The 24736-nt window shown below is 41.0% G+C and carries 21 protein-coding genes; 12 read left to right on the forward strand and 9 right to left on the reverse strand.

Going from position 1 to position 24736, the window contains the following annotated elements:
• Positions 1-3 precede the first annotated feature (3 nt).
• The 11 genes from DESOR_RS06940 to DESOR_RS06990 all read left to right on the forward strand — a co-directional run bounded on the left by DESOR_RS06940 (position 4) and on the right by DESOR_RS06990 (position 15374).
• Positions 4-1203, forward strand: coding sequence for an ABC transporter permease (locus DESOR_RS06940; RefSeq protein ID WP_014183897.1), 1200 nt, complete (start codon positions 4-6; stop codon positions 1201-1203).
• Between the two features lie 240 nt (positions 1204-1443).
• Entirely contained in the window at positions 1444-2280 is an 837-nt protein-coding gene (locus DESOR_RS06945) for a methyl-accepting chemotaxis protein (protein WP_014183898.1), read from the forward strand.
• A 369-nt stretch (positions 2281-2649) separates the two neighbouring features.
• Positions 2650-6102: a pyruvate carboxylase gene (locus DESOR_RS06950; RefSeq protein ID WP_014183899.1), complete on the forward strand. Its 3453-nt coding sequence runs from the start codon at positions 2650-2652 to the stop codon at positions 6100-6102.
• A gap of 189 nt (positions 6103-6291) precedes the next feature.
• On the forward strand, positions 6292-7746 hold the full coding sequence (locus tag DESOR_RS06955) for a Na+/H+ antiporter NhaC family protein (protein WP_014183900.1): 1455 nt from the start codon (positions 6292-6294) through the stop codon (positions 7744-7746).
• A gap of 465 nt (positions 7747-8211) precedes the next feature.
• Complete coding sequence (gene rbr, locus DESOR_RS06960) at positions 8212-8745, forward strand: rubrerythrin (RefSeq protein WP_014183901.1); 534 nt, start codon at positions 8212-8214, stop codon at positions 8743-8745.
• Between the two features lie 209 nt (positions 8746-8954).
• Positions 8955-9233, forward strand: a complete 279-nt coding sequence (locus DESOR_RS06965) for a hypothetical protein (RefSeq protein ID WP_014183902.1) — start codon at positions 8955-8957, stop codon at positions 9231-9233.
• Positions 9234-9590: 357 nt separating this feature from the next.
• Positions 9591-10796: an MFS transporter gene (locus DESOR_RS06970; protein ID WP_014183903.1), complete on the forward strand. Its 1206-nt coding sequence runs from the start codon at positions 9591-9593 to the stop codon at positions 10794-10796.
• A gap of 49 nt (positions 10797-10845) precedes the next feature.
• Positions 10846-11481, forward strand: coding sequence for a corrinoid protein (locus tag DESOR_RS06975; RefSeq protein ID WP_014183904.1), 636 nt, complete (start codon positions 10846-10848; stop codon positions 11479-11481).
• A 31-nt stretch (positions 11482-11512) separates the two neighbouring features.
• On the forward strand, positions 11513-12490 hold the full coding sequence (locus tag DESOR_RS06980; RefSeq protein ID WP_014183905.1) for a uroporphyrinogen decarboxylase family protein: 978 nt from the start codon (positions 11513-11515) through the stop codon (positions 12488-12490).
• A 371-nt stretch (positions 12491-12861) separates the two neighbouring features.
• Positions 12862-14604 (forward strand): cell wall-binding repeat-containing protein, encoded by a 1743-nt coding sequence (locus DESOR_RS06985; RefSeq protein WP_014183906.1) that lies wholly within the window; start codon positions 12862-12864, stop codon positions 14602-14604.
• Between the two features lie 107 nt (positions 14605-14711).
• Positions 14712-15374 carry a B3/B4 domain-containing protein gene (locus DESOR_RS06990; RefSeq protein WP_014183907.1) on the forward strand — a complete coding sequence of 221 codons (663 nt, stop codon included), beginning with the start codon at positions 14712-14714 and terminating at the stop codon, positions 15372-15374.
• Here the strand turns inward: DESOR_RS06990 and DESOR_RS06995 are convergent.
• Positions 15367-15555, reverse strand: coding sequence for an aspartyl-phosphate phosphatase Spo0E family protein (locus tag DESOR_RS06995; protein ID WP_014183908.1), 189 nt, complete (start codon positions 15553-15555; stop codon positions 15367-15369). The two genes, DESOR_RS06990 and DESOR_RS06995, sit on opposite strands and share 8 nt — an antisense overlap.
• A gap of 120 nt (positions 15556-15675) precedes the next feature.
• Positions 15676-16641 carry a cation diffusion facilitator family transporter gene (locus DESOR_RS07000; RefSeq protein WP_014183909.1) on the reverse strand — a complete coding sequence of 322 codons (966 nt, stop codon included), beginning with the start codon at positions 16639-16641 and terminating at the stop codon, positions 15676-15678.
• 135 nt (positions 16642-16776) lie between these two features.
• On the opposite strand from DESOR_RS07000, the gene DESOR_RS07005 reads away from it, so the two are divergent.
• Complete coding sequence (locus DESOR_RS07005) at positions 16777-17394, forward strand: SGNH/GDSL hydrolase family protein (protein WP_014183910.1); 618 nt, start codon at positions 16777-16779, stop codon at positions 17392-17394.
• Position 17395: 1 nt separating this feature from the next.
• Here the strand turns inward: DESOR_RS07005 and DESOR_RS07010 are convergent, their stop codons facing one another.
• The 7 genes from DESOR_RS07010 to cobS all read right to left on the reverse strand — a co-directional run bounded on the left by DESOR_RS07010 (position 17396) and on the right by cobS (position 24733).
• Positions 17396-18046: a TVP38/TMEM64 family protein gene (locus tag DESOR_RS07010; RefSeq protein ID WP_174275420.1), complete on the reverse strand. Its 651-nt coding sequence runs from the start codon at positions 18044-18046 to the stop codon at positions 17396-17398.
• Positions 18047-18127: 81 nt separating this feature from the next.
• A complete protein-coding gene (locus DESOR_RS07015) occupies positions 18128-18625 on the reverse strand; it encodes an HD domain-containing protein (RefSeq protein ID WP_014183912.1) in 498 nt (165 codons plus the stop codon).
• Between the two features lie 13 nt (positions 18626-18638).
• Positions 18639-19382 carry a putative ABC transporter permease gene (locus DESOR_RS07020; protein WP_014183913.1) on the reverse strand — a complete coding sequence of 248 codons (744 nt, stop codon included), beginning with the start codon at positions 19380-19382 and terminating at the stop codon, positions 18639-18641.
• 462 nt (positions 19383-19844) lie between these two features.
• Entirely contained in the window at positions 19845-20933 is a 1089-nt protein-coding gene (locus DESOR_RS07030; RefSeq protein WP_014183915.1) for a GerAB/ArcD/ProY family transporter, read from the reverse strand.
• 9 nt (positions 20934-20942) lie between these two features.
• On the reverse strand, positions 20943-22109 hold the full coding sequence (locus DESOR_RS07035; RefSeq protein WP_242832468.1) for a Ger(x)C family spore germination protein: 1167 nt from the start codon (positions 22107-22109) through the stop codon (positions 20943-20945).
• A gap of 50 nt (positions 22110-22159) precedes the next feature.
• Positions 22160-23788 carry a spore germination protein gene (locus DESOR_RS07040; RefSeq protein ID WP_042330909.1) on the reverse strand — a complete coding sequence of 543 codons (1629 nt, stop codon included), beginning with the start codon at positions 23786-23788 and terminating at the stop codon, positions 22160-22162.
• A 210-nt stretch (positions 23789-23998) separates the two neighbouring features.
• Positions 23999-24733, reverse strand: a complete 735-nt coding sequence (gene cobS, locus DESOR_RS07045; RefSeq protein ID WP_014183918.1) for an adenosylcobinamide-GDP ribazoletransferase — start codon at positions 24731-24733, stop codon at positions 23999-24001.
• Positions 24734-24736: the final 3 nt, after the last annotated feature.

The following is a 24736-nucleotide window of genomic DNA, read 5'->3' on the forward strand; positions in this document are numbered from 1 at the left end:
GATGTGAAGCAAATCTTAAACATTGCTCATTATGAAATTATGCATATTTTTCGGGAGCGGGTTCTTTTGGCCATATTATTTATTGTTCCGCTTCTTTATGCCTCGATGTTTGGTATGGTCTATGTCTCCGCTATCCTGCAGCATGTGCCCTTGGGAATTGTAGATCTTGATCATTCTCAGGAAAGCCGTGCCGTTGTTTCGGCGTTTGAGAACACTTCTAATTTCAAGGTGATTCCGCAAGTGAGTACTTATGCTGACTTGGAAGCAGGCATGAAAAATGGTTTGGTTCGAGCAGGTGTCGTCATTCCGGCAGACTATTCTCAGAAATTGGCGCAGCATCAGCTAACTCAGATTTTGACAGTCTATGACGGTTCAAATCTAATTTATGGCTTCAATACCCGCAAGTATTTTCAGCAAGTGCTCAATACCTTCAGTGCTGAGCATACGGCTTCTTACTTAAGTGGTCTGGGAATGACGAAGCAAGAAATTACCAACGTCATGGATATGGTTTCCTATAGTATGGAGGTATGGTATAATCCGACCTTCAGCTATGCTACCTTCATCTTTATGGGTTTGGTTCTGATGATCATCCAGCAAATTGGACTTTTGGGAATTGGCTTGACAGTGACTCGGGAGAAGGAAGAGAATTCTTGGCTTCAGTTTCTTTGCGCGGCAGTTCCTCAGTGGAAGATCTTCATGGGTAAGGCTCTTCCTTATTTTATCGCTAATTTCTTTAACTATGGATTGTTATTGTGGATTGCAGCACGCTTTGTAAACGTTAAGATCGAAGGTTCGGTAGGTTTAATCCTTTTGCTGGGTTTGCTTTTTGACCTTATTATTATTTCCGCAGGGTTTATCGTTTCGGTATATTTTCCGAATTCTTTGTTGGTAACCCGTTATCTCATGCTGATTTCGGTTCCTATTTTTGTGGCTTCGGGCTATTCTTGGCCAAGTACTCATATTCCGGTAGCGATTAATATGCTGCTTCGAACTATGCCTTATACTTGGATGGCTGAAGGGTTCCGCTTGCTCACAGTAAAGAACCTGAGTTTTGCTTATATAGCTGATAAAATAATGGTTTTAATTCTTATGGCAGCGGCAACGACTTTCTTCGCCTTGACTTTCCCTAAGCGAAGGAAACCGCCGGCTCAAATCGGAACGGCTGTCAACAGTGCTCTTGATCTTCCAAATAAGAACTTATAAAGCATATGACCGGCGATTTGAGGTGCACCATGCATCTTGGTCGCCGGTTTTATATTTACTTCACTTAAAATTTAAACTATGATTTGTAGCCTGGACAACAGTACACTGCTAAGCCTTAATGTTAATCTTATTACAAAAACTATTTTAAAGCGGAGATGCTTTGAGAAGGTGAGCAGGAGCGAGTAAGTTCTGCTCTCAGATTATCTAAGTCCTACGCTGGTTTGATTGGAGTGGGATTGAATGGAAGAAAAATATCTTAAAAAGTTTATCGAGATTTTGCCAGCCTTAAATGAGGTTATGCAGGAGGATATCAATGTAGTTGTGATAGATGCCAGAAAAATGACTGTCATGGCTTATGCACCCGGCAAACTCGACAGGAAAGTTAAAGTTGGAGATCCGATTGAAAAAACAGAGAATCATGATTTTGTAATCAGAAACAAAAAACAGATGCTATCGAAAATTCCTGCAAAATACTTTGGAGTTCCTGCTAAGGGACTTCTTACACCCGTACTTGATGAAAATGGAGAGGTTTGTGCTATAGTAAACGTTACTCAGAGCATTGAAAGAGAGACAAAAATTGAAGAAAGTACCTCTGTACTCTTTTCATCTATGAACCAACTAAACGCTGGTATTGAGGAAGTTGCTTCGAGTTCCCAGCACCTATCAACGTTTATCAAGGAAATTGACGAATTCGGCTCGCAAACAGAAGAAAAAATTAATGATATCGACAACATAATTTTGGACATTAAAAATATCTCAAAACATTCTAACCTTCTAGCCCTGAACGCTTCCATAGAAGCGGCAAGAGCTGGAGATGCGGGAAGAGGGTTCAGTGTTGTAGCAAAAGAAATGGGTAAACTCTCGAACCTAAGTAAGGAATCTGCAGAAAGGGTTGCAGGGTCACTTTCAGAAATAAAGAGTTCCATTGAGTTTATTGGTGAAAAAATCAAAATCGTAAGCCTTTCGTCTGAGAACCAAGCTGCCGCAGCTGAGGAGATGGCAGCTTCGACTGACGAAATCGTATCTATTTCTAAGCAGCTGACTGAGTTCGCAAAGGTTGAAACAATGGAGAAATAAAGATGCTATGAAAACTGTTGCAAATATGCTAACAGTTTTTTCGCTTATAGTGTTTTTTTTATATAAGAAAAAATGACGCTGGTCTGTTGATAACTCGCCTGATCAAGAGTGCCCAAGCTTAGCATTATGATCTAAATTGAGAGAACAGACCAAATTTATGGTGAACGTGAAGGGATCAACAAGTATACATAATAATCCGATAGAGGGGTATATTTTTAAATTGAATATTGTGATAAAATTGGCACCATCGACGTTTTATATAGTAATACAATCATTTGGGCTGGGAATATTTAGCAACTTAAATCGTTGTTGCGGGAACCAAGCATTTGACAACGGTCGAGTGAAATGACTGCGATGGAGGATGAAATCATGGGTAAATTTAAAAGAGTGATGGTCGCCAATCGAGGCGAAATTGCTATTAGAGTATTTAGAGCTTGTAATGAGCTGGGCATAAGAACTGTCGCCATATATTCCAACGAAGATAAATATTCTCTTTTCCGGAGCAAAGCCGATGAGGCTTATCTCATTGGCGAAGACAGGAGTCCTGTCGATGCTTATCTGAACATTGAGGAAATTATCAGCCTGGCAATTAAAAAAGGCGTGGATGCTATTCACCCAGGATATGGCTTCTTGTCGGAAAATCCCGAATTTGCTCTGCGCTGTGAGCAGGAAGGCATTGAATTCATCGGGCCCACGGCGGCGATGATGGAGAGGTTGGGGGACAAGATCAAGTCAAAGATCGTGGCTAAAGAAGTGGGAGTCCCGATTATCCCTGGTTATGAGAAGAACGTTAAGACAGTGAATGTAGCAAGGAAACATGCAGCAGAATGCGGGTATCCTCTAATGCTTAAGGCAGCTGCCGGAGGCGGCGGAAGAGGAATGCGGATCGTCAGAGACGAGAGCGAGTTGGAATCAGCCTTTTTGAGTGCTAAGAATGAGGCAAAAAAAGCCTTCGGAATAGATCATATTTTTATAGAAAAATTCATTGAGAAACCAAAGCATATCGAAGTTCAGGTTCTCGGGGACAAGTACGGCAACATAGTCCATATGTTTGAACGGGATTGTTCAATTCAGAGAAGACACCAGAAGGTGGTAGAATTTACACCTGCCTTCTCAATTCCCCAGGAAATTAGAAACAATATTTATCAGGATGCTCTTAAGATTGCAAGGGCCGTAAACTATAGGAGCGCGGGTACCCTTGAATTTCTGGTAGATAACCAGGGAAATTACTATTTCATAGAAATGAATCCCCGAATTCAGGTTGAGCATACTGTTACTGAGATGGTCACAGGTATAGATATTGTCCAGGCTCAGATCCAAATTGCCCAAGGATATGCTCTGGATTCTCCAGAGATTGGAATAAACTCACAAGAGGACATAATTCTCAATGGCTATTCCATTCAATGCCGAATCACGACGGAAGATCCTTCGAATAATTTCGCTCCGGACACAGGAAAAATTGAATCATACAGGACCGGTTCAGGATTTGGGATTAGGTTAGACGGCGGCAACGGATTTACTGGAGCTGAAATCAGTCCCTATTATGACAGCCTTCTCGTCAAGAATATCTCTTGGTCCAGGAGTTTTCAGGATGTCATTAAAAAATCCATTCGAGCTATCACCGAAACACAAATCACTGGAGTTAAGACGAACATAGGATTTCTGATCAATGTTCTTAATCATCCACAATTTCTAAAGGGAGAATGCCATACCGGTTTCATCGAAGAAAACCCTGATCTGATCTCCCTCAACCATAAAAGTGATGATGAAAGCAGGATTCTAAAATTTCTCGGCAATGTCGTAGTCAACGAGACGATGGGGATAAAAATGCAATATGATGTCCCAAAAGTGCCCAAAATCGACGGCATTAGTCCGAGGGATTTGAGCGGAACTAAACAGATCCTTGATACGTACGGTGCTGATGGTCTTGTCAATTGGATAAAAGATCAGCAGAAGGTTCTGCTAACAGACACGACCATGCGGGACGCTCATCAGTCTCTGATGGCAACAAGGATCAGAACCAAGGACATGATCAAGATCGCCGAGGCGACTTCGGTCTACGGCAAGGATTTCTTTTCCCTTGAAATGTGGGGGGGCGCGACCTTTGACGTAGCTTACAGGTTCCTTAAAGAGTCTCCGTGGGAAAGGCTGGAGGAACTGCGGAAAAGAGTTCCCAACATCCTCTTCCAGATGCTCATAAGAGGAGCGAATGGAGTAGGCTATAAGAACTATCCGGACAATGTCATCCGAGAATTCATAAAAGAATCAGCCGTCTCGGGTATTGATGTTTTCAGAATTTTTGATTCCCTAAACGAACTGAGGGGTATGGAAATTTCGATTGATCAAGTCATAAAGAGCGGGAAGATCGCTGAGGCCTGCATCTGCTATACCGGAGATATCCTTGACAGCAGCAAGGAAAAATATAACTTGAATTACTATATTAAGCTTGCGAAAGAGATTGAAAAAACGGGAGCCCATATTTTAGGCATTAAAGATATGTCGGCACTCCTGAAACCGCATGCAGCATACAAACTAATCAGTGCCTTGAAAGACGAGATTGGAATACCAATCCATCTTCATACCCACGATACTACAGGTAACGGGGGAGCAACAGTTCTTATGGCTGTAGAAGCGGGAGTAGATATTGTGGACACTGCTTTCAACAGCATGTCGGGATTGACGAGCCAACCGGCCATGAATTCGATTGTTGCCGCTCTGAAAAATACGGAAAGGGATCCGGGCATTGATCTGAAAGGACTCCAAAAGATATCTGACTACTGGGAAGCGGTCCGACCGGTATATGGCAAGTATGAGTCCGGCTTGAAATCGGGATCTGCCGAAATCTATAAGTATGAAATTCCCGGAGGGCAGTACTCCAACCTTAAACCTCAGGTGGAAAGCTTTGGTCTTGGTCATAAGTTCACCGAGATCAAAGAAATGTATAAGACTGTTAACGAGATGTTTGGGGATATCGTGAAAGTCACCCCTTCTTCGAAAGTTGTAGGTGATTTTGCAATATTTATGGTTCAGAATCACCTTACCTCGGAGAATATCTATGAGAAAGCGGAGAAGATGGCCTTTCCTGATTCCGTCGTAGCGTATTTCATGGGTATGATAGGCCAGCCGATGGGAGGATTCCCGGAGAAACTCCAGAAGCTGGTACTGAAAGGGGAAAAACCGATTACCAAGCGCCCGGGTGAACTGCTGTCCGATGAGGATTTTGATAATATTGCCAAGCATTTGAAGGATAAATTTGAATTTGAACCAACTAAGAAGGATGTTCTAAGCTATGCCCTTTATCCTGAAGTGTATGAAGGATTTTTGAAATTTATCGCAGAATACGGAGACTTGAGCAGACTTGGAAGCGACGTCTTCTTCCATGGACTTTCCGAAGGAGAAATTATTGAAGCAGCGGTCGCAGAAGGAAGAAGTTTAATGATTAAACTTCGCTCTATGGGGAAGCCGGATCTGGAAGGAAACAGAACCCTGGTATTTGAAGTCAACAGAAATAGACGGGAAATTAAAGTCAAAGACAAGAACTGGAGCAATGTTAACCTTCTTGGCCAGTCGGGAGAATATGGTATAACAGAAATGGCGGATCCTGATAATAAGAATGAAATTGGGTCTCCAATTCCGGGGACTGTTGTGTCCTTGAAGGTTAAAGAAGGAGACGAGGTAACTGAGGATCAGCTGCTGGCGATTGTCGAAGCCATGAAAATGGAAACAAGGATAACCAGTTCTGTTGCCGGGACTGTCAGCTCGGTGAATATCAAAGAAGGGCAGCAAGTCAAGGCCGGCGAACTCCTTGTCGTCATCAAATAAGTGCAGAAGAAAACCGGCTTGCTGCAAAGAGCTTTAAGGTTAGTATAATTGCCTAAAATTAGTAAATAAAAATTAAGAGGATGGTTTTATAAGAGGGTTCTCAGCAACTCTCTTTTTTTTATTGGACATAATTCTGTTAAATTTGTAAATGATAAGAAATATATCTACTTACGCAAAGGATGTGCTGATATGGGAAGTTCTTGGATTGCATTACTGCCATTTCTTATTGTTATTCCAATATCAATTGTAACAAGACAGGTTCAACCTGGGCTTTTCGCGGGGCTAATTTTGGGCTGCTACTTGAAGCAGCCAGATTTTTTAGGTGGCATAAAAACCTTAATTGGTTATATCCTGGACAATATTGTTAAAACAAACAACATTCGAATCATCGTTTTTCTCTATGTTTTTGCGGGCTTAATTAGCTTGACTAAAATGACTGGAGGTATTAAAGGCTTTGTCCACCTAGTAGGGCATAAAGTTAAAACCAAGGGATCAGCGATGTTGTTAACATGGATATCAACAATTGGAACTTTCTCTGATCCTGATTTTCGGATTGTGACAATAGCGCCGATTATGAAAGCGTTAAGGCAAAGACTAAAAATGACTAAGCAGGAGATAGGTTTTGTTATTGAAGCTACTTCAAATCCTGTAGTCGCGCTGATTCCGGTAGCTACTGCTTTTGTTGGTTACATGGTGTCAATAACAGGGACAGCTCTTCAGCATGAAGGTATTAAGGATGCCCCGTATACTGTTTATGTAAGGAGTATTCCTTTCAACTTTTTTTCCTTTGTTATTTTAGCCATAGGTATTTATTACAGTTTCTTTCATGCTTTTGGTGGGGATATTTCTAAAGTGGATGAAAAAGAGAAATCTAAATCAAGTGTAAATCAACTCTCTGATCCTAATGAACAACAAGGTGAAGAAGGTTTAGAGGAATGTCACCGGGCGTTTGAAAAGGAGACACCCACTAAGCCTTGGAACTTAATCCTGCCTCTCACTACTGTTTTAGTTGGAACTATTTTTTTGAGCTGGTGGGATGGACGATCTCAGGCAAGCAATATATTCGAAGCATTTCTCAAGGCCGATGCCCTAGGGGTTATGCTTGAAGCTGTCTTCATTACCCTTATTCTTTCAATTGTATTTTATTTAGTTCAGAAATTTAGTATGGCGAAAATAGTTACGCATTTTATTAAAGGAGGGAATGAACTCGTATCTGTAATTATTATGTTAGCTTTGGTTTGGGCTCTGTCAGCGGTTTCAGAAGATTTAGGGTTTTCTAAGTATATCGCTTCCCATGTCGTTAATTGGATCCCGCATACTTTCATTGCTCCTGCAATGTTTCTATTGGGAGGAATAATCTCCTATTTTATTGGCTCATCTTGGGGCACATGGGGTTTGCTTATGCCTTTAGGGGTAACTCTGGCCCACCAATCAGGTGCTAATATTCAATTAGTTATTGGTGCAGTATTTTCCAGTGGGACATTCGGTGCATTTGCTTCCCCCTTGAGTGACAACACGGTTACGCTATGTACTATCCTTGATTTACCGGTGCTGGAATATGCGCAGCGGAAGTTGAAACCAGCTTTAGTGGCTGCTGCAATCACTACAATTCTGTTTAGTGCAGCAGCTATCATTATTCACTAGAGAATCGAATGATCATAAGAAATAGGCAGTTTCTAAAGTGAAGTTAGGGTATAATTAGAAATAGTGCTTGACAGACTGATTATGTTAAATATATACTCAAATAGAAATGATTATTAATTATCTGTTGTATAAGTATCATTTCTATATTGCGGCTGGAACTTAAGGGTTAAAAAGAGAACTTACGGCAGGGGAACTCAGTGCTTTAGGTTCCAACCTTGCAAAGGGATGTGAAAAACAGCACTTAACGGAAGCAACTTGATTTATCAGCTTGCTGATTATTAAAAGTAAAGTTGAGCAGGAAAGTATTGCTGCTGACATAGCTAGATCATCGGATAATGCAGTTACTCCAATTATCTGAAGCCATTGTAAAATTCAGAGTAATGAGGTAAGGAGTTTGCTGGGTCAAAAAGCTATTGAAGCGCTTAATATCTTTAATTCAAAAAAGAAAATAAAGGAGAGAATAAAATGAACATCAAAGGAACAAAAACAGAGAAAAATTTAGCAGCAGCATTTGCAGGCGAGTCCCAGGCAAGAAATAAATACACATATTTTGCTTCAGTTGCTAAGAAAGAAGGTTATGAGCAAATCGCTGCATTATTTGAGGCAACTGCCAATAACGAAAAAGAACACGCAAAATTGTGGTTTAAAGCTCTTGGTGAACTTGGAAATACGGCGGCTAATTTGCTTCATGCTGCTGAAGGCGAAAACTACGAGTGGACTGATATGTATGAGGGCTTTGCCAAGGATGCAGAGGAAGAAGGCTTTACTGCTCTCGCAGCACAGTTTAGAATGGTTGCTAAAATTGAAAAGGCTCACGAAGAAAGATATCGTGCCCTCTTGAACAATATAGAAATGCAAAGGGTATTTGAAAAAGCAGAAGAAAGCATCTGGGAATGCCGAAACTGCGGACACCTTGTTATGGGCAAAAAGGCACCTGAGATTTGCCCGGTTTGTGCACATCCACAAAGCTATTTTGAAGTGAGGAAGGAAAATTATTAAATTCTTTTCAAATTAGGAAAGTTTATGATAAACAGGGTTCAGGAAATAAGCTGACCCTGTTTATTTTGATACTTAGATTAATAATCTCCTTTGAATATTTGAATCTTATGGAACTATAGCTCCGATGAATATCATAGACCGCCACCTTGTCTCATAGTCTTTAGCAAAGAGTATTTTTTACGAAAGTAAGAGTGACTAGGAGGGGCGGTATGATTAAAGAGCAAGAGATTCTCGATTTTCTGGAAGCTAAGTTGTTTAACCCAATTTTGCAATCGCCATCCACTACAGAGCGGTTTAAATCAGCGACGCGGGGATTGCGTTTACGAATGAAACAACGAGATGCCCAAGGGATGATTCAGTACTTTTGGAATACAGTTGTGGATACAAATGCAAAACATGCGAACTATGGACGGATGCTTCAAAATGAGGGATTTCCTGAGTTTGAGGAGTTATTAAACGACTTTCGGGTGCGATTCAAGGATCTATAGTGACTTGATGCCTCAAGAAATAATAAGTAAATAGAGAATACAAGCTTATTGTCTAAACGGTGATAGGCTTTTTTTTATTCCTAACTTTCGAAAGTATAAAACAGGTTTTATGGGACCTCAGAATGACTAATAATACAAAAAGAAAGGCTTGACATATTTTTTTTTCATATTATTATGAATATACTAACATATATACATACAGATGTATATACAAATATTAAAAATGGTAGGGATAGTCTTCTGCCAAAGAAAGGGGGAATTGGATGGCTTAAAGGAAATGATATAAAGCAAAGAGGCTAAAACAATTAGGAATCAAGGATCTTGGGATAACAACTATGATATGGAAAGGAAGATATTATGAGTGATAAAAGGCAGTCTTTAGTATTATTGGCCATATTCTCATTTGGTTTTCTTGCGATGGGCATTGGAACCATTACCCCTGCTATAGCAACTATAGGAGGCGCTTTTCCAAAGGTAAGTTTCAGCACTTTATTGCTGGTATCCACGATTCCTGCTCTAATATCGATACCGGTATCGATTATTGGAGGAAGTGTTGCCGGAAAATCTGTTAGATATAGGACATTAGTTCTCTTTGCAACATTTGTGTTCAGCATCGCCGGAGCAATTCCTTATTTTCTTAATGATTTCACTCAAATATTGTTAGCCAGAGGTCTTTTTGGACTAGGGTTGGGACTTATCATGCCCCTTAACAGTGCCTTAATATTTAATCTCGTGCCCTCTCATAAACAGGCAAGTGTCATGGGAATAAACGGGGTTGTAATGAACATCGGAGGCATTGTGCTCCAGTTACTGGGCGGTCTACTTGCTTCTGTAAACTGGAATTACAGTTTTCTAGCGCATGCTTTAGGAATTATTACATTTATTATTGTTTTAATTTTTCTTCCTGAGCCGCCAAAAGCAGAACTATCTGCTGGGGTGGCAGGTGCGGAAAAGGTCAAACTGAAAATGCCCATTTCAGTTTTTGGTTGGGGTTTATTATTTGGTATCATTACGATTTTTGACTATCCCTCTTTAACCAATATGTCTTCTGTACTTTTGACCATCAAAGCCAATGCTGCAGTTGCCGGTGTAGTCTTAATGTTCATGACGGTAGGAGGGATGGCAGCCGGAGCAGTGTTTGGCAAGGTGTTTCAAAAAACAGGAAGGCAGACTCTCAACATAGGACTTGTGTTTTTTATAGTCTCACAAATAATTTTTTCGTTTAGTCAAAGTGTTATCTTGTTCATTATTGGTGAAGCTTGTTTAGGTATTGGCTTGACGCTAGGTATGTCTTCGATTTACATGCTTGCCGGTGCATCTGTACATCCCAGCCAGACTCCCATGGCCATGTCCATAATTGTATCCGGAATGAATTTGGGTGGATTTCTTTCCGGATACTTTTATGCAGCCATTATGGAACCTCTTCACGTCACGACGTTAAGATTTCAATACTATTTTGGAACTGGAGGATATTTAGCAATTTTAGTGTTCTTTGTCATATTGTTTGCCATGAAAAAGCCATCCCTGCCAATTGACCCTGCTGTTCAATCACCTGGGCAATAACATTCTCCGGTGTTAACAAAAGAAAACAAATCATAAGGAGGAACAAGTGATGTCAAAAATTGAAGAAGTAAAAAGTATGGTAGAAGCCGGAAAGGCTAAACTGGTTCCGGGTTTGGTACAGGAAGCAATAAATGAGGGGAACTCGGCCAAAGATATACTTGACGGAATGGTTGAATCCATGCGTATTATTGGTGACAAATTTTCCTCAGGGGAGATTTTTGTACCCGAAATGTTGATGGCAGCAAAAGCTATGTCCAAGGGTGTCGATGTACTCAAACCACTCTTCGAAGGCCAGAAAATAACGTCGTTAGGGACATGTGTTATCGGCACAGTTGAAGGAGACCTGCATGATATTGGCAAAAACCTTGTTTCAATGATGATTGGCAGTGCCGGATTTGATATGGTTGATCTTGGCGTTGATGTAACAGCAGACAAATTTGTTGAGGCCGTCAGAAACAATAAGGACGTAAGAATTGTAGCCTGTTCAGGGCTTCTTACAACAACCATGCCGAAAATGATGGAGACTGTTCAAACTCTGAAATCCTGCGGTTTGTCTGGTTTCAAGGTTATGGTCGGCGGTGCGCCTGTCTCAGAAGAATTCGCAGCTTCAATCGGCGCAGATGCCTTTGCACCTGATGCGGGAAGTGCAGCTGTGAAAGCTGCAGAATTGGCTAGTGAACGATAATCAAATGACTATAGATCAAGGAGGGAACGATATGTTAACAAAAAGACAAAATTTACTGGAAACCATGAAAGGCGGAAATCCTGACCGATTTGTAAAGCAATATGAATTTATGCATTTTATCATGGAAGTTCCTAGCGAACCGTTTCCTCAACCGGGTCAAACCATTAAAAATGGCTGGGGCATCACATTTAAATGGCCGGAAGGTCAAATCGGCGGCTTTCCGGTACATGACGATGAACACAAAGTATTAAAGGATATATCAGAATGGAAAAAGTATGTCAAAGCGCCTGCAATTCCGGTTGAGAAAGAAGCTTGGGCTGCTGCGGAGGCTCATGCAAGTGCAGTTGATCGCAACGAGGAATTTGTAACAGTGTTTGTAGCCCCCGGTGTTTTCGAAATGACCCATCATCTTATGAGTATGGAAGATGCATTAATGGCCTTATATGAAGAGCCGGAAGCAATGCATGAACTTATTGAGTACCTGACTGAACGTGAGTTAGCTTATGCAAAAGCATTAATTGATCATATCCATCCAGATTGCATTTTTCATCATGATGATTGGGGGAGTCAAAAATCCTCTTTCATTTCTCCCGCAATGTTTGAGGAATTCTATCTCCCGGCATATAAGAAGATATATGGCTTTTACAAAGACAATGGAGTTGAACTGATTGTGCATCACAGTGATTCCTATGCAGCGAACCTCGTTCCCTATATGATTGAAATGGGAGTGGACATCTGGCAAGGAGTTATGACTACGAACAATACACCGGAACTCATTAAAAAGTATGGCAGCAAAATCAGCTTCATGGGTGATATCGACAGTGGTGTGGTGGATTTTCCAGGCTGGACTCCTGAAATAGTTGCCAAAGAAGTAGAGAGAGCCTGCAGGAATTGTGGAAAACAATACTTTATCCCTTGTTTAACGCAAGGAGGAAATTGGAGTTCATTTCCGGGGGTATACGATTCTACAAATGAAGCTATTGACAGAATGAGTAAAGAGATGTTTTAGAAATTACAAAGGGCTGCTGCACCGGAACTGAGTTCATGGTGCAACAGCCCCTTTGTACTGAAGGAAAGTAATTAATTAATTAATTCGAATAGGATTGTGAACTCTGATCTTTGTAATTATTATTTAAAGTAAACCGGCTGAAAATTTAACAGATTCATAATCATTGAACCGGCAAGATGATCATAGAGCCCTTCCGGTTTTTTTATTTGTTAATACAGGAAGTTAAAGGAAACATTTCGTATCTTTGCCGTTCGCATAAATAGGACAGAATCATTGCAAAAAAGCGCATAAAGACAATGCTTGAATCGACAGTCTTCATTTCTTCAGCATGAGATAATTATCAAGGACAAGTTGAAGGAGTGTAGCAGCTGATGAACAAGAAGAGAATCATACCTATTTTGTTTTTATGCAGCAGTCTTTTAGTAGGAAACCCAACTTTTGCTGCGGCCGATGAGCCCAATGCGGTGCTTCATCCCCAACAATTACCCTCCCCAGTCCGGCTCGCCGGACAGACTAAATTTGAGACTTCTAAAGCTATTTCTGAGTACAGTCATCAGGGAACGGTAAATAACGTAATCTTAGCGACGGGCAATGAGTTTGCTGATGCCTTATCCGCCAGTGTTCTGGCCTATGCAAAAGAAGCTCCTATTCTATTAGTTGATTCTTCCGCTGAAAAATCTAAAGATGCCTTTGATTATGTGAACCAACACCTGTATTCGAGTGGTACGGTCTATATCATTGGCGGTGAGGGAATTATAGGCACAGAATTTGAAGAAAAACTTAATGACCAGGGCTACGGGAATATTATTAGAATTGCTGGTTTGGACAGATATGATACATCGTATCGGATTGCAGATGTTCTTGATAATATGCCGGTATCTACAGTCGTGATTTCTTCTGGAGAACAATATTCTGATGCATTAAGTATCTCAAGTTTTGCTGCCGGCAATGGCTGGCCAATATTGTTGACCACTCATGAGGCACTCCCAGAGGTTATAAAAGGTTATTTGTTGGAGAAAAAACCAGAGAAGGTATACATTACGGGTGGGATTGGTGTAATCTCACTTGATGTCCAATCCCAAATTCAAAATCTGTTGCCTCAGGCCCATATCCAACGATTGATGGGAGAATCTCGTTTTGATACCAATGTACTTTTAGCCCAGACTTTTGCACCCAATCCATCCAAAGTCTATTTGGCCACAGGGTATGGTTTTGCTGATGCATTGGCAGGAACAACAGTTGCGGCTATCGATGGTAATCCCATTATATTTATCGACCCTACCCTTGGAACCTTACCGAAAGCTGCAGCTCATTATTTCACAGAACTTTATGCCAATAATTTGAATCCAGAAATCCTTTCATTTGGAGGAAGCGGAGTTGTATCGGATGAGATGATGAACAGTGCAAAAGAATTGCTTTCAGGGACTGTGGGGGAAACTAGTATCTATTCAATAGCAGATGTTGCTGTAACGGTTGCTCAAGGACAAGACTTCACTCTGCCGACAAAGGTTCGAGCTAAGTTGTATAACAGTGTGAGCATTGAGGTGCCGGTTCAGTGGACTCCACCTAAAGCGGATACCAGTAAGATTGGTACCTATGTTTTTTTAGGGGCAGTGGACGGATATAACAAAGCTGTCAAACTCAATCTAACGGTCAAAGAACCCTTACCCATTGCTCAATATACTACAAAGTTTGACCCAACCTTAATTAATCGGACAGAAAATATTCGACTTGCCGCAAGAGTTCTTGATGGAAAGCTCTTATCCCCTGGAGAAAGGTTTTCCTTTAATGAAAGTGTCGGTCAACGAACTGCAAATGCCGGTTATAAAGAGGCTATGATTATTGAAGGGGATGTTTTCACGCCGGGGCTTGGCGGAGGAGTCTGCCAAGTATCTTCAACCTTATACAATGCAGTACTTCTTGCCAACTTAGACATTATCGAAAGGCATCCTCATTCATTGCCCATCAGTTATGTTCCCCCCGGTCGAGATGCTACGGTTGCTTATCCAAGTCTTGATTTCAAATTCAAAAATAATACAACCAGCCGTCTTTTAATTCACAGCATTGTATCAGAAAACACGTTAACCTTCCAGATTTTAAAAAATGAGTTCTAGATTTTTTCCCTCACCTTTATTGGTGAGGTTTTTTGTTGGTATTTCATCGAATTTAAAAGGTATAATAGTATATGTCAATCTGAGAGGGTTTGGAGGAATGAAATTAAATGATAGATTTTAGTATCAGTCAAGAATTGAAAGACATTTGCCCTGAAGTAGTCTTAGGTTGTATCCAAGCAAAGGTTACCGTCCAGGGCAGCAGTGATAGTTTATGGAAAGAAATTGAAAGTTATTGCGATGTCCTTAAACAGGATAAAGTTTTGGAAAATTTAGTTTCCGAGTCAAGAATTATAGCCGGGAGAGAAGCCTATAAAAAGTTAGGGAAAGTGCCGAGCAAATATAGGACGTCTTCCGAAGCTTTAATCAGGAGGGTATTACAGGGGAAAGGGGTGTACCGAATAAATAATATCGTCGATATTAACAATTTACTATCATTAAAATCAAAATTTCCGGTAGGGTCCTATAATGTGGATAATATACATTCGCCCGTCGTTTTAGGGATTGGCAAACCAGGGGAACAATATAAAGGTATCGGCAAAGAGCTTATTAATATTGAAAATTTGCCGGTATTAAAAGATAATTTGGGGAGCTTTGGGAGTCCGACCAGTGATTCAGAGAGAGCTATGATAACAAATAGTGCCCAAGAAATTGTTATATGTATTTTTTCCTTCAGTGGGGATGGGGATATTCTGGAATACCTTAAGGATGCCGAAATGCTTTTAGAGGAATTTGCCGATGGAAAAAATATCAAAACGATCATAATTAAATAATACTAATTGTTTTTATCATTCGATAATAGAGATTAAGTTGTTCATCAAGGTCCTGGCTCAGCTTAATTACTAAAGGATCCTGTATACTTTTTCCTTGTTTCACATTCGAGTGTAATTTATCGCGCAGATCCTCAATCTTAGTGAGCAATATTTGTAGATCATTTCTAGTAATTCTATACATTTTGGTCACCCTCCTTAAAGTAAGGATAACAAATATTGGGTATGAAAAATGTGATTCAAATCTCGGTTTTTATATGATTACTTAAAGATAAATAGGGCTTCAACATTTTTAGTTGCAACCCTAATGGTATTTAGCCGGCCAATCTTGTACTCCGTTATCCTCAATAATACCCAGAGTAACATCTGTAACTTCATTAGATGCTATTAACTGATCACGAATCTTAACCTTAATAGTATCTGCCTTAGCTAATGATAAGCCGGGGCTCAGTTCAATGTAGCTTTCAACATGGTAAAAACGTCCTTCTTGTAATATGCGCATTTTATTGATGTCCGTGACCTCGGGAATGGATAAAATAATCTTGGATACTTTTTCCTCAACCTCTTTAGGGGCTGATACACCGATGAGTCCAACCATATTGTCATAGCCAACTCGGAAAGCAACCCCGCCCATCATGATACCAATGATGACTGCGGCAATACCATCCAAAATCTTTACGGGAGTAAAATGAGATATAAGGATAGCACCAAGGGCTAAAATAGCTCCTGCGGTGGCTACAAGATCTTCAAAAAAGACCAACCTCGTAGCAGGAGAGGCACGGTTAACATTTCTAAGTGCAGTTATAAGCAGCCTAAAGCCTTTTCCTCCTGTCCGAGATTCATGGACAATCTCACGCATAGCTTTATGTAAGACGTATCCATCGATGCTCATTGATATACCCAGACTAAGAATAATAAGCCATATGCTGCTAATAGCTGCAGGATGTCGAAATAATTCGATGCCTTCCAGAACGGTTTCATAGGCCATGAGAGTGATTACAATAACAGCTCCCATACAAAATACATTAATTAGTCGTCCGAAGCCTGAGGGAAACCGCGAGGTTGGTTTTCGTTCCGCTAGAATACTCCCTATAAATACAAATAATTGATTAACTGCATCAGCAGCAGTATGCATAGCCTCAGCAAACATAGCTCCGCTGCCGCTAAAAAAAGCCGCAATTCCCTTAAAGATGACGAGAAAGAGGTTGCCAAGCACTGCATACAAGGAAGAGGCATTCCCCTTTTTGATAAGTTCTATAACTTTGCTCATTTAGTTCACACCATTCAATGCTTTTCCTTTATCTTCTCATAAAATTTAGAGGTTTATTCTCTAAGACGTGGCAGAGGGGTAAAAGAAAACATACCCTATAATGATTCCATTTTGTGCATTGAAAGTGGTGATTAAATGGCGTTATACTTGGCTTTAGGGGATTCAATAACTGCGGGTTATGGTGTGAGAAATCCTTTTTCCTTTCCAAATATCTACGCAAATAGTCTTATGAGGCATAATCCGGATTTACGTTTGCTAAATTTAGGTGTCAATGGCTTAACAACCAGCGGTTTGCTGAATCTATTAAAATCCAATCCCAGGATTCGAAAATGTATATCTCAAGCTTCATTAATAACGTTGACCATTGGTTCGAATGATTTGCTTCGTCTGATTCGGAGTCCGAATCAACCCGTTCAAACATCCTTGCTGCCGGTAATATTAGGGAATATGAATAAAACTCTGCTGCAGATTGGTCAAAAAATCAGACTTCTTAATCCATCTGCAACTGTTAAAGTGGCAACAATTTATAATCCCTTGCCAGCAGGACCTTATGCCGGATATTCCTTACAAGCCCAAAGAATCATTGATAACGCCAATGGGATGATTATGATGTGTGCCCGGCGTTATGGATTTACAGTTGTAGATTTAGATCCTGAGATGAAAGGCAAAGAGTCTATGTTTATTGGCAGGGACTATGCACACCCCAGTATAGCCGGTTATCAGATGATTGCTAAAGCTTTTGCCCGGCATTAGTTCACATTGAAGTGTCTTTAAACCCTTTAACAGAAGAATAACCCAAAAAGCCAGCCAATCCAAAAATGACAATTCCGATGACTAAGGCTAAGAAAAAACGGCTTGGGCTTTCTGATAGATTCCAAAAATCGTGTCCTGCCCAAGATTCCCAAATAATCATGGGAATTTTGCCGATGATTGAGGCAACCAGAAATTTTGGAAAGGACATTGCGGATAAACCGGCAGCGTAGTTAACAGCTGCAGCCGGAAGAATCGGAATAAGCCGTGAGATCAACGTAATGGAAAAACTGTTACTTTCGATGAGTGTGCCCCACTTTCCCAGTTTACCAATCTTCGGTTGAACCCATGCTTGTCCAAGAGTGCGGGCAAGCCAAAAACCTAATGAGGCGCCTAATAAACTCCCGCAGAGGGAAACCAAAAAGCCTCCAACCCAGCCAAAAATAAGGGTATTAATTCCGGCCATCAGGACAAATGGTATAATGGGAAAAAGAGCTAAAAGGGTTAAAATTGATAAGTCGATACAAACACTCAGCCATTTCCATTGGGTAATTAAGTTCTGTATTTCAGTTGGATCCTGAAGTTTGGGATAAAGTAAAACTATTAAACTAAGTGATAGCAGCCAAGTTATTAGGGAAAACGTTCTTTTATTCAATACTATCTTCCTTAGAGGAAAGGGCATGTTCTCGGGCATGCTCTTTCCTTATTTCTATACTAATCGAACTTTGATTACATGTTAGTTTGGTTTTTTCAGGCGAAGGGATGTATAACGTTCAGAAGAGGGAAGATGGCGTTTAAACTTAAAGCGAAATTCTTGAAGGGAAGCAACTTTATCAGCCAATATGACAATAAATGCTTCACGGCAGCGAGGCGGCCGGAGCGTGAGAGGCCACATATGACTTAAAATAATGTCTTTTTCTTTTTCGCTTAACTTAAAACAACGTTCGGCATTTTGGCAGGCAATGCGAGGATGGCGAAAACCATGCCAACGTGATCCGTCCGGTCTCATCTTATGCCAATCATATAGAAAAAAGTCATGAAGAAGGGCGCCGCGAGTAACTGCAATAGTATCCAGGTTAACCTTCTTTTCCAAGCGCACGGACCAGTCATAAGCTATCTGAGCAACACGGAGAGAGTGTTCCAGAGTTGTAAAGGGTTTGTGATGAGTAAATAAGGCCAACTGCCGGTATTCTTCATGATTTAAAATGTCCTCAATATAATCGGATAAATCCACTAGTTTCACCTTCTTAGTCAAGAGAGTGAGAATCTTTTCCATCAGAATGATTAAATCGTTGTTTCTGTAGTCTAATAAATTGTTCTAGGGCTTCCTGTTTGGCGTACAGTAAGGCCATTTTTTCGTGCAAAGTATGACGCATTTTAGGATAGGTATGCAAGAGACGGTAAAATGGAGAACAAGCTATATGAAATGAGAGAAGCTCCAAGCGTTCATATCGATCCTGGAAGATGTTTACAAAGTGTTCTAAGCGGCGGAGCAGCAGGGTTGAATGTATTATATCCCAAAGGGCATAAGCAGATATAACAAGAGCCAGGGCCGAGCGGAGCGTGGGGGGAATCTGCTGCATATAAATTTGAACCCAGGGGTTTATGACATTATAAAAAATTAGCCCTAATATCCCCCAAAGCAAGCTGAAGGGAAGTGCAATCCTCCCGTGAAGATTAAAAGGAGTGGCGTGATAGTCCCAAAGCTGTAAATGAAAGAAACGTTCGAAAAACCAGCCGGCGATGTACTCCAGCAAAGTGCTTAAAAAGATAAACCATAGAAATAGCACAAACCATGAAACGTCGTCAATAAAGCTAGAGCTCCAAATGACAAAGGCGGCGAAAAAACCGTAGATGGGAAGAAAGGGCCCGCTCAGAAATCCAGGGTTTACCATTCTGCGTTGTAAACTGGAACGGTATATGGTTTCCATGATCCAGCCTGCAAAAGCGTAGAGATAAAACGTAAGGATCACATCGGTCAGTTTGGTCACCCCTTTCTTAAAATAAGAAAATACTGAAGTGAATTATCTATAGTTTACTCTAAAAGCCCCTCATTGTACATTTATTGATAGATGATAATAACAGAATAATAGGAATAGTTATAATTTAAATCCGTCTCTGATATTTGTTTTACTTTTCTAAAGTGTATCGGTGCAACCGGCAATCGTATGAGTCTCGTAGACTTGGCATCAGCCGTGTCTTAAGGGTTCACTGATAATTTAAGTGCAGAACATCCCGCACAAGGTATGCTATTATCTTAGCGGTGCTGGGAAGCGGCACTCCTATGGTATGCAAAAGGGAGAATAGGAAGCCAAAGGATAAAAGGAGGGAAAAAACCACTAATTCCCGCCAGTACTTTTGTTGAATCAAACCTGGGACTTCAATGAGAATAATTATTGAGAATAAAAAAATCAACAAAATAACCATCATAAATCTCCTAGTGCCCCCCTAAGTTATTTTGGAAGATGACGCAGTTTTGCTACTATAAGTGTTGTGAGAGGAATGACTAAATAGAACAGCAGGCTGTACATAGGAGTAATATGTATTGACATATAGGATAACTGCATTCGTGACTCATAGGACGTTAGCGCTTGAGTGACACTGATGATTCCAAGAGGAAAAACGAGTGGAACATAAGTGCGTAGTTTGGTTAATTGGGCAATACTTACTGCCGATGTATAATAAAAAAGGCTGGCAATGATAAACAACAAAAAGATTTGCCCCATTGCTACGAGAACTTCTAAACGAGTAAGGATTTTTGCTATACTAATTATGCGGACTGCTTCCAGAGAAGGTGTTGTCATCACCCCGCATAGAGGGCCTAAGGTAGCAATATCTCGTACTGCACCCATTATCATAAACATTCCTCCGAAAATCATTCCTAGAAGAACGGATTTTTTGGCCTCTTTCGGTTTATTCATTGAAGGAATCACCATCAGAAAGATCATCACGGTACTAAATGAATAGTGTAATATGATATGGGTACTATGAATGAAATCTCTTAATGGCAGTTCAAAGATTGGCAAGAGATTGGTAAATTTCATGTCCTTTAATAAAAGCCCAACCGTAACGGTTATAATCAAGTATGTTATAAAAAAGAACAGGATACTTACACGAGCAATAACCTCTATTCCCAGGCGGACTGCCCAAGCACAGATAAAGATAAACATGATCATGATTAGGATGACCGGAGTTTCAGGCATAACGTAGGTTAGGACAAAATCTCCGATATACCAAAGGTAAATGGATAAGGATGATAAGAATAAATAGACATAATGTAAAGAAACGAATTTTCCCAGATAGGGTCCGAAAACCAGATCGTTGATTTGGATGATATTCTGGCCCGGAAATTGATTGGCGATGGCAAGATAAATAAAAGCAAAAAGAAGGCCAAGGATAAGTGCAGCTATTACTGCCAGCCAGGTATCATGTTTAGCAATAGGGTAGGCATAGGACAAAGACGATAAGAGGCTGCCTTGGATAAAACAGCCTACCAAAAACATCAGTTGGGAACTGGAGATTTCTCCTTTTTCAAGTTTCATGACGGGCAATTACTCCTTTTTTTCCGGGGCTGCAGGTTGTTCTAGGGAGCCGGAACGACGAATTTTAGCTTCGACAAGAATTTCTACATCTAGATTCGGAAATATGTCATCCCAGTCATCTTTCATTTCCTGCCATTCCTTTGGATGTCTTTGATGAAGGATATCTCCAAAACCAAAAATATCCGCATTTAGTTTCTTAGCTTTATCCAGAGTGGCTTCAATCTCTTCCTTAATGGCTTCCGACTCTTGTTCTTCTAATCGTTCAACAGCATCCGGGGATGCTAAGTTCTCAGCACAAGCTTGACTGCCGATATTTCCTTCTTCTTTGATCTCCACGGTTATATGAGGCTTGTCATCAGTGATTTTTGAAGTGATCTTTCCCTTGGACCGAATGATTTCCAAGCTGACTTTATCCTCACTGTCCGGGCAATTAATGTCGATAATCCCGCTCTTTACTTTGTCGATCACCCATAGTAATCCACGAGTTTCCTTTTTGTCCATTTCTCCGATCATTTTATCGTCTTTAAATATGGCTGTCCCAGAGACAACTAAGACCCGGTTATCCCCTTGGCCTTCGATTCTGATAATCGGAGCAATGGGAGCAGTTGTCTTGCTCATTAAGCGAATGACGAATTGATAGAGCCTGGTAATGCTGGATTGAGAAGTTGCAGCCTGGGCATCTATGAGGTCGGATATATTAATAGAAGGGACTTTCTCCAACTTTGGCTTGACATCAAATATATCCCCTGCTTTATCTTCGGCGACTAAAATGAATACTTCTGAGCGGGCTTCCTGATCTCGCTGAAAGAAATCCAGGTATTCGGAAATTCCCTCTTCAGCTAAAGAACGGCCGAAAATAAGAACTTGATTATGAGGCCAATACAACTTTCGGCTGGATTTATGAGTATAATCTCTTATAATTTTAAAAACACTATCCCCCGAGTTTTTGACATTCCAATAGGCGCCGGCACCGTTACTTCCGCCTCCGGAGCCCCCTTCCTCAGGGCTGCTTGTTTTTAATTCTGCGGTTTTAACAATTTGTGTTGTTAAATCAAGTTTATCCTTGCCTTCCCCTTTATCCAGACCGAGACCAAGGACGATGGCTAAGCTTGGCAGTTCGCGGCGATTCCAACAACCGGTCATGCTTATTATCAGAGTTATAATCATTAGTATCATAACGATGTTTTTATAGCAGCTTTTCATGGATAACCCCTATCTAGACAAATTCATTTAGATTGTTTATCTTCCTGCGGGGGAGGAGGTTCCGGCTTTAGGCGAAATTCTTTACGCTTCGGATCCTGCCAACCGATCAACTTGGGTCTAGTGATCATTGTCCATATGGGCGCTCTTATAAAGGCATCTTTCAGGTCCATGGTACTTAGGGGGGCTATGGGAGACAAATAGGGAGTTCCAAAGGATCTTAATGATGCCAGATGAATGAAGAGACCGATTAAGCCGATGATGATACCAAAACCACCTGAAAAACCTGCCAGGGTTACAAAAATTATGCGCAGTACACCCCCGGAATCCGTCTGAGCCGGTACGACAAAACTAGCGACAGCTGTCAGAGCTACGACAATAACCATCGGGGCACCTATCAGTCCGGCAGTTACTGCGGATTGACCGATGACCAGAGCACCTACGATGCTAACGGCTTGGCCAACAGGTCTCGGCAATCTTACCCCTGCCTCCCTTAAAATTTCAAAGACAACTCCCATGCCTATAGCTTCTACTACAGCAGGGAAGGGCACTCCTTCCTGAGCTGCAGCCATACTAAATAAGAGCGGGGTCGGAATCAGCTCTTGGTGGAAGGTGGTTAAGGCCACATAAGTAGCAGGGGCCAGGATGCTCAGTGCATAGGCAAGAAAGCGGAGCATTCGGATAAAGCTTGCAAAGTATGGGCGGGAATAATAATCTTCAGCACTTTGAAAGCTTTCCAGCATCACCATGGGGACTGTCAAAACAAAGGGAGTACCGTCAACCAGTATGGCTGCCCTTCCTTCCAGAATCTTTGCAGCTGCCGCATCCGGTTTCTCAGTATTGGAGATGGTTGCAAAAATAGAAAAGGGCGCATCTTCAATATATTGCTCAATCAAGCCGGATTCTAAAATTGAGTCGGTTTTAATGTCATTGAGCCTGCGCTTAATTTCCTCAATGAGCAAAGGATTGGCAAGTTCTTTGATATAAGCAATACATATTTTTGTCTTTGTCCTCTGACCGATTCGCATTGATTCTAAAACTAAGTCCGGATTTCTGATTTTACGCCTTAGTAAGGTAGTATTCGTCAGGAGATTTTCCACAAAACCTTCCCGAGGTCCACGGACGACTGATTCAGTTTTGGGATCTGAAACATTGCGGGATTTCCAGTCCGCTGTCATGATCATTAAAGCATCTGAGCAGCCATTGACTAACATAATAGTTTGGCCTGACAGACAACAATCGAGAATATCCTCAATGGAATTGGATTGATCCACCTCTCCGGCTGTAAGCAAGGTTGTTTTAATAATGTCAATAAGATCCGGCTTCAATGAGGTTTTTTTTTCTTTCAGACAGGACTCCAGCATTAAAGGTTTAAGAATGCTTTCATTAATGATGGTTGGATTGGTCATGCCTGTAAGGTAAATTAGGGCTGCATCTATTTGACCGTATTCAGCAAGGGCAAATTCACGTATGACAATATCATAGTTTTTCCCAATGAACTCTCGGATGATTTTCAGGTTGGTTTTAAGACTTGAAGTAAGATTAGATGGAGTATTTGGAGCTGAACTTTGTTCCTTGGGGGTTGATGCATTACTCTGATTTAGTAATTTCAACAGTTTATATTTACTTAATAGGAAACTAAGCACTACCCCCATCCCTTTCTTTAGTCTTTTAGTTAATATGACCAATGCAGCTGCAAGTTATTTATTTTGATGCAAGCTTTGAGGGCTGCACCGCCCCTCCATGCGATGGATTCACTCCTGTGGGCCAAGCTGCCCTGGATAGTAAAAAAACTGCGGAGAACCGCAGTTTTTTACTAATATTCCCGAGTATGCACTTAATTATAAGCCTGGATTGCAATAGATTTAGTGAAGAAAGGGAAATGCCACTAATAAGCATATTACTTCTGAGAGTTCAATAAAAGCACCATACAAGTCACCCGTTAAGCCCCCTAAAAGGGCAGAAATTCTGTAGGACATAATGGTTATCAGGAGTGCAGTAACACCTAAAGCAAGGGGGCCGGCTAAGCCGAGGAGATAATATGAAATTCCGCAGAGAATTACGCCGCTGATGATAAAAATAATCCACTGGGATGCTTCATGAAATCCTTTTCCAAGTCCTTGGGAGCGGGCGTAGGGGAAGCCGATAACCCCAATTTGAAAAACCCAGCGTGAGAGCATAGGCATGACAATGAGCAGGGTTAAGGACAAAGGAGTGAGGCTGGCCAATAAAGCAAACTTCAAAATCAGCAGGCCGGATAATGCCATTGAAGCATGAGCTCCCACTCGGCTGTCCTTCATGATCTCTAATATTCTTTCCGGGGTTCGGGCAGATAATAAACCGTCCATGCTGTCCATGAAGCCATCGAGATGAATTCCACCTGTGAGCATTAACTCGGCTCCCAAAAGAAGAGCTCCCAAAACTAAAGGCGGATAATAGGGGGTAAGGGCTTTGGCCAGGAGCCAGAGAAGCAAGCCTATGACTAATCCTACAAGAGGGTAATAGCGGTAGCTTTGGGTGAATTCTTCGCTTGTTATGTCTTTGGGAACCGGTAAGGGAATTCGCGTAAAAAAAGTTATAGCAATCAGAAATCCGCGCATTCT

The sequence above is a fragment of the Desulfosporosinus orientis DSM 765 genome, assembly GCF_000235605.1.
GTDB lineage: Bacteria > Bacillota > Desulfitobacteriia > Desulfitobacteriales > Desulfitobacteriaceae > Desulfosporosinus > Desulfosporosinus orientis.